The sequence below is a fragment of the Planobispora rosea genome (assembly GCF_014648175.1).
Classification (GTDB): domain Bacteria; phylum Actinomycetota; class Actinomycetes; order Streptosporangiales; family Streptosporangiaceae; genus Planobispora; species Planobispora rosea.
The window spans coordinates 1-12,262 of record NZ_BMQP01000036.1; the positions used below are offsets into that span (position 1 = coordinate 1).

The 12,262-nt window shown below is 69.3% G+C and carries 13 protein-coding genes; 3 read left to right on the forward strand and 10 right to left on the reverse strand.

Annotated elements, in window-relative coordinates:
* Positions 1–210: 210 nt before the first annotated feature.
* On the reverse strand, positions 211–678 hold the full coding sequence (locus IEZ08_RS28640) for an Lrp/AsnC family transcriptional regulator (protein ID WP_068926884.1): 468 nt from the start codon (positions 676–678) through the stop codon (positions 211–213).
* A 139-nt stretch (positions 679–817) separates the two neighbouring features.
* Between IEZ08_RS28640 and IEZ08_RS28645 the strand changes: the two genes are divergently transcribed.
* Positions 818–1,705, forward strand: a complete 888-nt coding sequence (locus IEZ08_RS28645) for a phenylalanine 4-monooxygenase (protein ID WP_189243360.1) — start codon at positions 818–820, stop codon at positions 1,703–1,705.
* 251 nt (positions 1,706–1,956) lie between these two features.
* Here IEZ08_RS28645 and IEZ08_RS28650 read toward each other — a convergent pair whose 3' ends face one another.
* The 6 genes from IEZ08_RS28650 to IEZ08_RS28675 form a co-directional block, all read right to left on the reverse strand.
* Positions 1,957–2,154, reverse strand: a complete 198-nt coding sequence (locus tag IEZ08_RS28650; protein ID WP_068926880.1) for a hypothetical protein — start codon at positions 2,152–2,154, stop codon at positions 1,957–1,959.
* Positions 2,155–2,737: 583 nt separating this feature from the next.
* Positions 2,738–3,454: a response regulator transcription factor gene (locus tag IEZ08_RS28655; RefSeq protein WP_068926878.1), complete on the reverse strand. Its 717-nt coding sequence runs from the start codon at positions 3,452–3,454 to the stop codon at positions 2,738–2,740.
* Between the two features lie 68 nt (positions 3,455–3,522).
* Complete coding sequence (pstB, locus tag IEZ08_RS28660; RefSeq protein WP_068926876.1) at positions 3,523–4,407, reverse strand: phosphate ABC transporter ATP-binding protein PstB; 885 nt, start codon at positions 4,405–4,407, stop codon at positions 3,523–3,525.
* A gap of 8 nt (positions 4,408–4,415) precedes the next feature.
* Positions 4,416–5,306 carry a phosphate ABC transporter permease PstA gene (gene pstA, locus IEZ08_RS28665; protein ID WP_068926873.1) on the reverse strand — a complete coding sequence of 297 codons (891 nt, stop codon included), beginning with the start codon at positions 5,304–5,306 and terminating at the stop codon, positions 4,416–4,418.
* Complete coding sequence (gene pstC, locus IEZ08_RS28670; protein ID WP_068926870.1) at positions 5,306–6,247, reverse strand: phosphate ABC transporter permease subunit PstC; 942 nt, start codon at positions 6,245–6,247, stop codon at positions 5,306–5,308. The genes pstA and pstC overlap by 1 nt, the downstream gene beginning before the upstream one ends.
* The gene (locus IEZ08_RS28675) at positions 6,247–7,257 is read right to left on the reverse strand and encodes a PstS family phosphate ABC transporter substrate-binding protein (RefSeq protein WP_068926868.1); all 1,011 of its coding nucleotides are present in this window, start codon (positions 7,255–7,257) and stop codon (positions 6,247–6,249) included. Before IEZ08_RS28675 ends, pstC begins: the two co-directional genes overlap by 1 nt.
* 256 nt (positions 7,258–7,513) lie before the next feature.
* Between IEZ08_RS28675 and IEZ08_RS28680 the strand changes: the two genes are divergently transcribed.
* Entirely contained in the window at positions 7,514–8,332 is an 819-nt protein-coding gene (locus IEZ08_RS28680) for a fructosamine kinase family protein (RefSeq protein WP_068926866.1), read from the forward strand.
* Positions 8,333–8,400: 68 nt separating this feature from the next.
* Here the strand turns inward: IEZ08_RS28680 and hisN are convergent, their stop codons facing one another.
* A complete protein-coding gene (gene hisN, locus IEZ08_RS28685; RefSeq protein ID WP_189243361.1) occupies positions 8,401–9,204 on the reverse strand; it encodes a histidinol-phosphatase in 804 nt (267 codons plus the stop codon).
* A 159-nt stretch (positions 9,205–9,363) separates the two neighbouring features.
* Here hisN and IEZ08_RS28690 point away from each other — a divergent pair, with 159 nt between their 5' ends.
* Positions 9,364–9,807 (forward strand): DUF4442 domain-containing protein, encoded by a 444-nt coding sequence (locus IEZ08_RS28690; protein WP_068926864.1) that lies wholly within the window; start codon positions 9,364–9,366, stop codon positions 9,805–9,807.
* Between the two features lie 51 nt (positions 9,808–9,858).
* On the opposite strand, the gene rsgA is transcribed toward IEZ08_RS28690, so the two are convergent.
* Positions 9,859–10,938 carry a ribosome small subunit-dependent GTPase A gene (gene rsgA, locus IEZ08_RS28695; RefSeq protein ID WP_373294386.1) on the reverse strand — a complete coding sequence of 360 codons (1,080 nt, stop codon included), beginning with the start codon at positions 10,936–10,938 and terminating at the stop codon, positions 9,859–9,861.
* Positions 10,908–12,194: a 3-phosphoshikimate 1-carboxyvinyltransferase gene (aroA, locus tag IEZ08_RS28700; RefSeq protein ID WP_189243362.1), complete on the reverse strand. Its 1,287-nt coding sequence runs from the start codon at positions 12,192–12,194 to the stop codon at positions 10,908–10,910. The genes rsgA and aroA overlap by 31 nt, the downstream gene beginning before the upstream one ends.
* Positions 12,195–12,262 lie beyond the last annotated feature (68 nt).

Sequence of the window (12,262 nt, forward strand, 5' to 3'; positions counted from 1 at the left end):
GTACTGCACTCGGGAGGGTGTGGGAGAGTAGGTCGCCGCCGGACAATCGTTTGAAAGAGGCCCCCGCGTTGCGGGGGCCTTTTCGCGTTTACAGGGCTTTGCTCGCTGCGCGCCGGGAGTTCCTGGAGCCGTCTCCCTCCGGACTTCCTCGCAGGCCCCTCCGGACTCCCCGCAGGCGATGCGGGACACTTCAGGCGGGGGACGACCTTGTCAGCGCTGCGGAGCGGCGGTGAGCAACGGTTCGACTCGGAAGGGAATCTGGACGGACAGGGCGATCGTGGTGTCGGTCCGCTGGACGGCCGGCGAGGCCAGGATTCGGGCGATGATCTCCTGTAGCTCGGGGGTGCTGCGGGCGACCACCCTGCAGAGCAGGTCGGCCTGGCCGCTGGTGCCGTACACCTCAAGGATCTCCGGGACCGTGTTCAGCGCCTGTACGGCCTCCGCGAGGCGTCCCTGGGCGATCTGCAGGGAGACGAAGGCCAGGATGGGGTAACCGACGGCTTCGGGGGAGATCGACGGACCGAAGTCGGCGATGACGCCACGTGCGGTGAGCTTCTCCACGCGAGCCTGTACGGTGCCCCGCGCCACGCCCAGGAGGCGGGCGAGCTCGGTGAGACCGATGCGCGGGTTGGCGCGCATGGTCACGAGAAGGCGACTGTCCAGCTCATCGATGGCCACGGCATCAGACTAGTACCTTGCCGTTCCATTGTGCGATATGACCAGTGATTCATGGCATCAACCGCTCGATCCTGGACGATTCGTTCACTCAGACTGCTCACTCTTGTCAACGAATCCAGGAATTGCTGTCATTTCATACATGTTCGAGGAAGCACAGTACTTCGCACCGGTGGCGACCCGTGACGACGGCACGGTCGAGGTCGAGCTCGCCGCGAGCCACCCCGGTTTCGCCGATCCGGTCTACCGGGCGCGCCGCAATGCCATCGCCGCGCTCGCGGTCGGATACGTCCCCGGCACGCCGGTGCCGACGGTTGACTACACCGAGCAGGAGCACGAGGTGTGGCGCATCGTCAGCCGGGAGCTGGCGATCAAGCATCGTAAGTACGCGACCGTGGAGTACCAGGACGCGACCGATCGGCTGGGGCTGCCCGGTGAGCGCATCCCGCAGCTGCAGGAGGTCGGTGACCTGCTGGAGCCGCTGACAGGCTTCCGTTATCTCCCGGCGGCGGGCCTGGTGCCTCTCCGCGATTTCTACGGGGTGCTGGCGGACGGCTTCTTCCATTCCACGCAGTACATCCGGCACCACTCCACGCCGCTCTACACGCCCGAGCCGGACGTGATCCACGAGGTGATCGGGCACGCCAACGCGCTTGCGTCGGACCGGTACGCGCGGCTTTACCGGCTGGCGGGGAGTGCGGCGCGACGGGTGGAGAGCGAGCAGGCGCTGGAGTTCATCTCCAAGATCTTCTGGTTCACCCTCGAGTTCGGCGTGATGACCGACCAGGGCGAGCTGCGGGCGTACGGCGCCGGCATCCTGTCGTCCTACGGAGAGATCGAGGAGTTCCGGGGGATGGACATCCGCCCGCTGGATCTCGTCGCGATGGGCACTACGCACTACGACATCACGAAATATCAGGACGTGTTGTTCAGGGCCGAATCCCTGGACCACCTGGAGGACGTCGTCGGGGAATTCTGGGCCGATTGTGATGACGAGGCCGTTTTCCGGCTGATGGATGACGCCCGCTGAAACGAAAAAACCGGGACGCTCTCCGTCCGGCGGCACCCGGTGAAATCCGGTGACATCAGGCAAAGCGAAAGCCCCCGGCGTGTCAGTCGTCGGCCAAACGACTTCACGCCGGGGGCTTCCTCATTGCTTAAGGAACGGTCCACGCCGTCGCGCCTCCCCGCCGGCGGGGAAGGGGTGGCGGTGAACTATCCCCTGACTGCGGCACTCGGCCCGCGGAAGCGAGCGCCCGTCATCGCAGTGCTGAAGACGTCTCAGTCCTCGTTCTCGATGATGCCCAGGAGCGCGAGGTCGATGAGGTCGTTCAGGATCTCGTTGTGGTTGCTGTCGTCGACGACGTAGGTGGTGCTGGGCTTGTGCCAGTCGTCGGCGGAGGCGGCGGTGGCGGCGGCCATGCCGGCCGCGCCCAGGAAGCCGACGATGGCTGCACCGGTGAGAATACGACGGAACATGATGCTTCCTCCATGGAAACGAAACGGGGAACTTCTGGAGACTCCTGCTGTGAGCCGTAACCGGCTGACTGCTCGTTGTCGCGAATAACAATCTCGCACCGGAGGCATCGATTCAACGCCGTCGCGCCACGTTTCGGTCAAAGGCTCATGGCGCTTCTTTGGCGGTGAAGTCGCATTCATCTCGGGAAGTCCGTTGCTTTCCCCGAGGGATATCATTCGGCCCTTTCGCAACCCTGGAAAGGAGATCGTTTTTGCCGGATGCGACGCATATACCGAACGTGTCTGGCATCTTGAGCGCATCAGACATATAGCGTGAAGTGGACTGCTGTGCGCTATGTCAGCGCGTCACACGGGCGTGTCACACGTGTCGTGCCCGCAGATCACGGGGTCTGCCGTCACGAAGTCGACTGTCATGGCACGGGTCGGCTGTCCCAGGGCCGGTCGCCATGGCATGGGCCGTGTCCTGGGGCCGGCTGTCACGGCACCGGGCTGGGCCGTCAGGGGGCTCGCGTCACTCCGGGCATGCCGGCGGGAGGAAGGGCCGCCGGCATGTGTCCGGCTCGTGGATGGGAGCCGATGCCCGTCAGGGGCGGTCGACCATGCGGTAACCCACGCCGCGCACGGTCTGGATGAGACGGTCGTCGGTGTCTCCGAGCCGGGCGCGCAACCGCTTGACGTGCACCGCGATCGTGTTGGTCGAGGTGGTGTCGGTGGAGTTCCACACGTGCCGCATGATCTGCTCGCGGGTGACCGTACGGTGCGCGTTGCGCATCAGGTAGTGGAGGAGTTCGAACTCACGCAGCGGAAGGTGGACGATCCTGCCGTCCACCTTCACCTGGTAGGCGTTGACGTCGAGCTCCACGTTGCCGACCAGGAGCGTGCGGCGGATCCCCGAGTCGCCCTCGATCGCGGCCTGCACGAGGGGGAGGAGCTCGGGCACCCGGTACGGCCGCGCCACGCACGCGGTGGCTCCGGCCGCGAGCGCCTGCACGGCCTCCTCGGCGTGCCCCTCGCCCACACCGAGCAGGACGGGGATCACCCGCGTCCGCCGTACGGCGCGGATGAACTCCACCGCGCCGATGACCGGCAGTGTCGCGCTGACGAGCACGACGTCGGGCCGGAGTGCCCCGGCCTGCAAAAGGGCCTGGGCGCCGTCGGCGACGCCCAGCACCTCGACCCCCTCTCGTTGGAGGACTACGGAGAGCTCCTCGACCAGGGCCGATTCCGGATCGGCCACCAGCAGCATGGGCGCTGTCCGTGTGTCCCCGTCCACTTCGGGTGCCGTCTGCGGCTGGATCACCCGGATCCTCCAAGTAGGGATGAAATTGTGTGGCTTACGATGACGAGCAGGTAAGCAGCACCCCGGCTTCAGCCGAAACGACCGGTGATGTAGTCCTCGGTCCGCTTGTCGCTGGGGTTGGTGAAGATGCGGCTGGTCTCGTCGAACTCCACCAGGCGGCCGTGCCGCACGCCCTCGGCGTCCACCTCGGCGGTGAAGAAGGCGGTGCGGTCGGAGACGCGGGCGGCCTGCTGCATGTTGTGCGTGACGATGACGATCGTGTAGTCGCGCGACAGCTCCTGCATCAGGTCCTCGATCTTGGTGGTCGCGATCGGGTCCAGGGCCGAGCAGGGCTCGTCCATCAGGATCACGTCGGGCTTCACCGCGATCGCCCGGGCGATGCACAGACGCTGCTGCTGACCGCCGGACAGGGACAGGGCGTTCTGCTTGATCTTGTCCTTGACCTCGTCCCAGAGGGCGGCCTTGGTGAGCGCCTCCTCGACGATGTCGTCCATCTTCCCCTTCACGCCGTTGACCCGGGGGCCGTACGCGATGTTGTCGTAGATCGACTTGGGGAAGGGGTTGGGCTTCTGGAATACCATGCCGATCCGGCGGCGGACCTCGATCGGGTCGACGTGGTCACCGTACAGGTCCTCGTTGTGGTACAGGATCTTGCCGGCCGCACGCGCGCCGGGGATGAGGTCGTTCATCCGGTTGAAGCAGCGCAGCACGGTGCTCTTGCCGCAGCCTGACGGGCCGATCATGGCGGTGATCTCGCGGTTGCCGATGGTCATGTCGACCCCGCGCACGGCCTCGTAGTCGCCGTAGAAGACGCTGAGCCCGGAGACGGTGAAGACGGGGTCCAGGGCTTCGATGGTGCGGGGGACCTCGGGGCCGCGCACGGACACATTCGGCACGGAGACTCCAATCTGGGCGATCCCAGAAGCCGGAATGGGGGTACGGGGGTCGTTCATTGCGTTCCTTACCAGCGCTTCTGGTAGCGGTTACGGAGCCAGATGGCCACGGAGTTCATCAGCAGCAGGATCGCGAGCAGGATCACGATCGCGGCGGCGGCCAGGACGGAGAACTCCGCTTGCGGGCGGGTGATGAAGCTGTAGATCTGGATCGGCAGCACGCTGAAGCTGCTCCAGACGCCCTCGGGGTTGAACCGGACGAGGGTCGCCGCGCCCAGCATCAGGAACGGCGCGGCCTCGCCGATCGCCCGGGAGAGCGCCAGGATCGAGCCGGTCGCGATGCCGGGGACGGAGGCGGGGAGCACCTGCCGGTAGATCGTCTGCCACTGGGTCGCGCCCAGCGCCAGGGATCCCTCGCGGATCGACGGCGGCACCGCGCGGATGGCCTCGCGTGCGGAGATGATCACGATGGGCAGCACGAGCAGCGAGACGGTGATCGCGCCGGTCATGATGGTGAAGCCGAACTGCATCCAGCGGGCGATGATGCCCAGGCCGAGGATGCCGTAGACGATTGAGGGCACCGCGGCGAGGTTGGAGATGTTCAGCTCGATCAGGCGGTTGTACCACTTGCTCTTGTCCGCGTACTCCTCAAGGTAGATCGCGGCCAGGATTCCGGTGGGCAGCGCCATCAGCGCGGTCAGGCCGATGATCCAGAGGGTGCCGAAGATGCCGGACTGGATGCCGGCGGTCTCCGGGCGGCGGATCGAGGGCTGGTTCTCCCAGAGCGTCGCGTCGAGCCGGGGCCAGCCCTCCTGGACCACGTAGACGATCAGCATGGCGAGGAAGACGAGCGCGATCGCCAGGCTGGCCAGCAGCGCGATGCGGAACAGGTGTTCCTTGAGCGGACGCCCCTTGCTCGCCAGCTGTACGGCGGACTTGGGCGTGGACAGGACGGCCATCAGTCGTAGACCTCGCGATACTTCTGGACCATGCGGGCACTGACGTAGTTCATGGCGAAGGTCATGATGAACAGCAGCGAGCCCACCGCGAAGATGGTCTTGTAGGCGATCGAGCCGACCGACGCGTCGCCGGAGCCGGCCTGGGCGATGAACGCCGCCATGGTGGACATCTCGTCACCGGGGTAGAGCGTGAACACGGACTTGAAGCCGCCCGCGATCGCGACGATCATCGTCTCGCCGGCGGCCCGGGAGATCGCCAGGATGATCGCGGCGACGATGCCGGAGAACGCGGCGGGCACGACGACCCGGACCGAGGTGAGCATCTTGGAGGCACCGAGCGCGTAGGAGCCCTCGCGCAGGCCGTTCGGGACCGCGGCCATCGAGTCCTCCGAGAGCGACGCGACGATCGGGATGATCATCACTCCGACCAGGAGACCGGCGCCGAGCCCGTTCTTGGCCTCCAGCTCCAGGAACGGGAACACGTCCCGCAGCAGCGGGGTGACGAAGGTCAGCGCGAAGAAGCCGAAGACCACGGTGGGGACGCCGGCCAGGACCTCCAGCACCGGCTTGAAGATCTTGCGGACGCGCGGGGTGGCGTACTCCGACAGGTAGATCGCGGCGGCCAGGCCGAGCGGGACGGCGACCACGATCGCGATCAGCGTGATCTCCAGGGTCGCCACGATGATCGGCCACACACCGAAGGCCGGCGGGTTGAACAGCGGTCCCCAGGTGGTGGATCCGAAGAACTCGCCGAGGCTGACCTCGCCGAAGAACTCGATGGTCGGTTCCAGGAGGGCGAACACGATGCCGACGGTGGTCGCCACCGACACCAGGGCCGCCAGCATGAGGACGGCCTTGACGAGGACTTCGCCGTAACGCGGGCGCGACCGCGCCAGGGACCGGGAGGCCCCTGACGCGGTCTTGAGGTGCTGTGCCGACATCAGCCCTGGCTCTTCAGGGTCGTGATGTCGGACTTGAGCTTGGCCTCCTGCTCGGGGTTGAGCGGGATGAACTTCGCGTCCTTGGCGATCGCGCCGATGTTGCCGGCGTAGTAGTCGAGGAAGGCCGAGACCTCGGGCCGCTTGGCCGCGGTGGCCGACACGTAGACGAACAGCGGGCGGGCGAGCGGGGTGTACTTGCCGCCCTGGGCCGCCTCGACGCTCGGGGCGACGCAGCCGCTGCCGGAGTCGATCTCGACGGCCTTCAGCTTGTCGGCGTTCTCCTCGAAGTAGGTGAAGCCGAAGTAGCCCAGGCCGCCCTTGGCGCCCGAGACGCCGGTGACGATGTCGTTGTCGTTCTCGGAGGGGCTGTAGTCCTTGCGGCTCGCGCCCTCCTCACCGTTGATCTCGTCGGTGAAGTAGTCGAACGTGCCGGAGTCGGTGCCCGGACCGTAGAGCTTGAGCTCCTCGGCGGGGAACTTGGCGTCGACGTCCTTCCAGGTCTTGACCTTGCCCTCGGCCGCCGGCTCCCACATCTTCTTGAGCTGGTCGGTGGTCAGGCAGGTGGCCCAGTCGTTCTCCTTGGGGACGACCACGGTCAGGGCGTCGGTCGCCACCGTCAGCTCGGTGAACTTGATGCCCTTGGCCTCGCAGGCCGCCTTCTCCTCGTCCTTGATCGGGCGGGAGGCGTTGGAGATGTCGGTCTCGCCGGCGCAGAACTTCTCGAAGCCGCCGCCGGTGCCGGAAGTGGCGACCGGGACCTTCACCTGCGGCTGCTCCTCGCCGAACAGCTCGGACGCGGCCTGGGTGAGGGGCGCCACGGTGCTGGAGCCGTCAACCTTGATCTCGCCGCTGAGCTGGCCGCCCGCGGCCTGGCTCTCGCCGGACGTGGCGGCGGCAGAGGAAGTGCTGTCACTGCTGCCGGGCTTGGCGTCGCCGCCGCAGGCCGCCGCGAGCGAGACGACGAGCGCGGCCGTCGCAACCGCGCTGAGGCGGCGCTGTCCAGTGGTCACGGTATGTTCCTTCTCCGTCGTGAGATCCGTTCTCGATGAACCCGATGTAACCGGCCGAAAGTGAACGGAAATGAAACGAGCCATGACTGCAGCCGGAAGAGTGGGCATGCTCGTGTGAATACCGTCCCATGATGATCTATACGGTCACGACATGGGACTTTGCCGTTATGGAACGTGACAGAGGGTGCCCCGCCGGGGGTGCGCGGGCCTCATCGGGCCTACGGGGCCCACAGGATCTGAGAGACCAGGAGGACCGGTGAGGATCGTCGAAGACCTCGGTGCCTCGCACGCCTGGCGTCTGCACCGGGCGGAACTCCCCGACGGACGCCACGCCTTCGTGAAGACGGGCGGGAGCGGCCGGTTGTTCGCCTCCGAGGCCGCCGGGCTCCGCTGGCTCGGCGAGGCCGGAGCGGTGGCCGTGCCGGAGGTGATCGACGTCTCGGACGGGCGGCTCGTGCTCTCGTGGGTGGAGACCACCCGCCCCACCCCCGAGGCCGCCGAGCGATTCGGCCGCGAGCTGGCCCGGCTGCACGGAGCGGGAGCGGCCGGGTTCGGCGCGCCGTGGCCCGGGTTCATCGCGGAGCTGCCCATGGACAACACTCCTGTGGACGACACGCCGACGGCCGACTGGCCGTCGTTCTACGCCTGCCGCCGCGTCCTTCCCTTCGTACGGCGCGCGCGGGACGGCGGGTGGCTCAGTGCCCGGGACGCCGCTCTCCTCGACGGGATCTGCTCCCGCCTGGCGGACGTGTCGGGGCCCGACGAGCCGCCCAGCCGGATCCACGGCGACCTGTGGAGCGGGAACGTGCTGTGGGCGGCGGGCGGCGCCGTACTGGTGGATCCGGCCGCGCACGGCGGGCACCGCGAGACCGACCTGGCGATGCTCGCGCTGTTCGGCGCCCCGCACCTGGACCGGATCCTCGCCGCCTACGAGGAGGAGTCACCGCCGGCCGCGGGCTGGCGCGAGCGGGTGCCCCTGCACCAGCTGCACCCGCTGCTCGTGCACGTCTGCCTGTACGGCCGGGCGTACCGGGACGGCCTGATGGCCGCCGTCGAGCGGGTCCAGGCGATCTGACCGGGATCCGCCGGGCCCGGACAGGGCGCGGGTCCGGACGGGGACCGGATCGGGAACGGTCTACGGGTTCAGACGGGGAGGGTCAGCGGGCCGCCGCCCAGGCGCTTGAGGGCCTCGCTGTGCAGGGAGCCGTTGCTGCAGACCAGGCTGCCGCCGTCGAGGCCGGGGACGCCGGACAGGTCGGTCCAGATGCCGCCGGCCTCCTCGACGATCACGGTCAGCGCCGCGATGTCCCAGGGGGAGAGCTCGGGCTCGGCGGACAGGTCCACCGCGCCCTCGGCGACCATCATGTGGGACCAGAAGTCCCCGTAGGCGCGGCTGCGCCAGACGGACCGGTTCAGGTCGAGGAAGTTGTCGAGCCGGCCGCTCTCCTCCCAGCCGCCGATGCTGGAGTAGGAGAAGGAGGCGTCCTCCAGGCGGGTGACGGAGGAGACGGTGCAGCGGCTGGCCCTGGCCAGGCTCTTGCCGGTCCAGGCGCCGCTGTCGCGGGCGGCCCACCAGCGGCGGCCCAGGGCGGGGGCGGAGACCAGCCCGACGACGACGCGGCCGTGCTCCATCAGCGCGATGAGCGTGGCCCAGATCGGGACGCCGCGCACGTAGTTCTTCGTGCCGTCGATGGGGTCGACGATCCAGGAGCGCGCGCCGTACCCGGTGGTGCCGAACTCCTCGCCGATCACCGCGTCGCGCGGGCGGGCCCGGCGGAGGGTGCCCCGGATCGACTCCTCGACCGCGCGGTCGGCGTCGCTCACCGGGGTGAGGTCGGGTTTGGTCTCGACGCGCAGGTCCACCGCCTTGAAACGGCGCATGGTCAGGTCGTCGGCGGCGTCGGCCATGACGTGCGCGAGGCGCAGGTCGTCGTTGTAACCCGTCACGGGGGGAAACGCTATCGCGTCAGTGGCCGGTCATAGGAGTGCGGTGGCCCAAGTGGCGGGAAGTGGCGGATCACCTCGTGTCGTCGCTGTTGACGGAGGAGGCCGGACAAATGATCGATGGCAGTTGGAGGGCGTGTTACTGGCGAGTAGCATCGGGTCATGACCTTTGACGTGGGTGCCTTCATGCTGCAGAGCGTGCCGTTCGCGCGGACGCTGGACATCTCCTTCGACAAGGTGGAGCCGGGCTTCGCGATCTGCCGCATGCCCGACCGCGCCGATCTGCACAACCACGTGGGCGGCCCGCACGCCGGAGCGCTGTTCACCCTGGCCGAGTCCGCCTCGGGGGCCGCGATGCTGTCCGCCTTCGGCGACCAGCTGTCGCGGGCGACCCCGCTGGCGGCGAGCGCGGCGATCCGCTACGTGAAGCTCGCGATGGGCGAGGTCGTCGCCGAGGCCCGCCTCCAGGCGTCGCGTGAGGAGGTCGTGGCCACGCTGGACGCCGGTGGGCGGCCCGAGTTCGACGTCGCCGTCGAGATCAGGACCGCCGACGGCACCCTGGTCTCCGAGATGACCGTCGCCTGGACCCTGCGCCCCAACCGGTAGGGGCGGCTCCGTACGCCCCAAGCCGCTCGCCGTACGGTGGCGCCGGGGTGGTCAGGGAGCCGCCGGGCGGTCGTCGTCGGCGGTGCCCTCGCGACTGGCGAGGAGACGGCGCAGGGAGGTCAGGCGGGCCGGGTCCGCGTGGCCGGCGGCGACCCAGCCGTCCAGGGCGCACTCCTCGCCCAGATGGGTGCAGCCCTTGGGGCAGGTGACCGTCCCCTCGACGAGGTCGGGGAACCCGGCCAGGACGGTCTCGACCGAGACGTGCGCCAGGCCGAAGCTGCGCACCCCCGGGGTATCGATGATCCAGCCGCCCTCCGGAAGCTCCAGGGCCACCGCCGAGGTCGAGGTGTGACGGCCCCGGCCGGTCACCGCGTTGACGTGGGAGACGGCCCGGTTGGCGTCCGGGACCAGCGCGTTCACCAGGGTCGACTTGCCCACCCCCGAGTGGCCGACGAGCACGCTGATCCGGCCCGCCAGCCGCTCCCGCAGCTCACCGAGATCGCCGCCCTTGTGGATCACGACGTACGGCACGCCGAGGGGCGCGTACTGCGCGACGAGCTCCTCCGGCGGGGCGAGGTCGGACTTGGTGAGGCAGAGCAGGGTGTCGATGTCGGCGTCGAAGGCCGCCACCAGCATCCGGTCGATCATGCGGGGGCGGGGCGGCGGGTCGGCGAGAGCTGTGACGATCACCAGCTGGTCGGCGTTGGCGACCACGGGTCGCTCGATGCCGTCGGTGTCCTCGGTGTCGTCGGCGGAACGGCGGAGCATCGAGGTGCGGGGCTCCACCCGGACGACCCGGGCCAGCGTGTCGGGCGCGCCGGACACGTCGCCCACCAGCGCCACCCGGTCGCCGACCACGATTCCCTTGCGGCCCAGCTCCCGCGCCTTCATCGCGACCACGATGCGGCGGCCCGCCGCGCGGTCCTTCCTGCGGCGCGCCTTCTCCTCCCCGGCGCCGACCAGGCAGGTGTAGCGGCCCCGGTCGACGGTCACGACGAAGCCCTCCACGGCCTGTTCATGCGCGGGACGGATCCGGGTCCGCGGCCGGGAACCCTTCCCCGGCCGGATCCGGACGTCGTCCTCGTCGTACTCCCGCTTTCTCAGCGGTCCTCCTCCAGCATCCGTGCCCACATCGAGGCGAACTCCGGGAGGGTCTTACCCGTGGTCGCGATGTCCTCCACCTCGATCCCGGGCACGGCCAGACCGATCACCGCGCCGGCCGTGGCCATGCGGTGGTCGGCGTAGGAGCGGAACACCCCGCCGGTGAGCGGGCGCGGCCGGATCTCCAGGCCGTCCTCGGTCTCGTTCGCGTCGCCGCCGAGGCGGTTGATCTCGGTGACCAGCGCGGCCAGCCGGTCCGTCTCGTGCCCCCGGATGTGGGCGACACCGCTGATCCGGCTGGGGGAGTCGGCCAGCGCGGCGAGCGCGGCGATCGTCGGGGTCAGCTCGGCGACGTCGCGCAGGTCGGCCTCGATGCCGGAGATCCGGCCGGTACCGGTGACCGCCAGTCCCTCGGGTGTGCGCTCCACCGCGGCGCCCATGTCCGCCAGCAGCTGCCGGAGCTGGTCGCCGGGCTGGGTGGTCTCGTCCGGCCAGCCCGGGATGACGACCGTGCCGCCGGTGACCATCGCCGCCGACAGGAACGGCGCCGCGTTGGACAGGTCGGGCTCCACGGTGAAGTCCCTGGCCGCGATCGGGCCGGGCTCGACCCGCCAGACGTCGCGTTCGGAGTCGTCGACCCGCACGCCGTACTCCCGCAACATCTGGACGGTCATCCGGATGTGCGGCTGCGACGGGACGGGCGGGCCCTCGTGCCGGATCGTCACGCCCTTGGGGAAGCGGGCACCGGCCAGGAGCAGGCCGGACAGGAACTGGGAGGAGCCGGACGCGTCGAGCGTGACCTCCCCGCCGGCCAGCGGGCCGCGGACGGTGAACGGCAGCGCGTCGCCCGTCACCTCGGCCCCGAGGGCGCGCAACGCGCCCAGGATCACGCCCATCGGGCGCTTGCGCGCGTGCGGGTCGCCGTCGAAGGAGACCTCGCCGTCGGCCAGCGCGGCCATCGGCGGCACGAAACGCATGACGGTGCCCGCCAGCCCCACGTCGATGTGCGCTCCGGCGGTGACCGGTCCCGGGGTGATCGTCCAGTCGAGGCTGGAGGCGCTCTCGCCGGACGGGACCATCGTGGCGCCGAGCGCGCGCAGGGCGTCCGCCATCAGGTCGGAGTCGCGGCTGCGCAGCGCCAGCCGTACCGTGCCGGGGCCGTCGGCCAGCGCGGCGAGCAGCAGCGCACGGTTGGTCACCGACTTCGAGCCGGGCAGGGGAACGGTCGCGCGCACCGGGCCGGTCGCGACCGGAGCGGGCCAGAGCGGAGTGGACGGCGAGGACATGCCCGAAGCCTATCGAGCCCTGCCCACCGGACGGAAAAGCGCCGGGACGGGGTCCGGGGTCACCCGAT

Bases quoted from the DNA above. Each gene is read 5' to 3' on its own strand.
- pstA (WP_068926873.1), bottom strand. From the start codon at position 5,306: ATGGCCGTCCTGTCCACGCCCAAGTCCGCCGTACAGCTGGCGAGCAAG.
- aroA (WP_189243362.1), bottom strand. From the start codon at position 12,194: ATGTCCTCGCCGTCCACTCCGCTCTGGCCCGCTCCGGTCGCGACCGGC.
- IEZ08_RS28690 (WP_068926864.1), top strand. From the start codon at position 9,364: ATGACCTTTGACGTGGGTGCCTTCATGCTGCAGAGCGTGCCGTTCGCG.
- pstC (WP_068926870.1), bottom strand. From the start codon at position 6,247: ATGTCGGCACAGCACCTCAAGACCGCGTCAGGGGCCTCCCGGTCCCTG.
- pstB (WP_068926876.1), bottom strand. From the start codon at position 4,407: ATGAACGACCCCCGTACCCCCATTCCGGCTTCTGGGATCGCCCAGATT.
- IEZ08_RS28645 (WP_189243360.1), top strand. From the start codon at position 818: ATGTTCGAGGAAGCACAGTACTTCGCACCGGTGGCGACCCGTGACGAC.
- IEZ08_RS28650 (WP_068926880.1), bottom strand. From the start codon at position 2,154: ATGTTCCGTCGTATTCTCACCGGTGCAGCCATCGTCGGCTTCCTGGGC.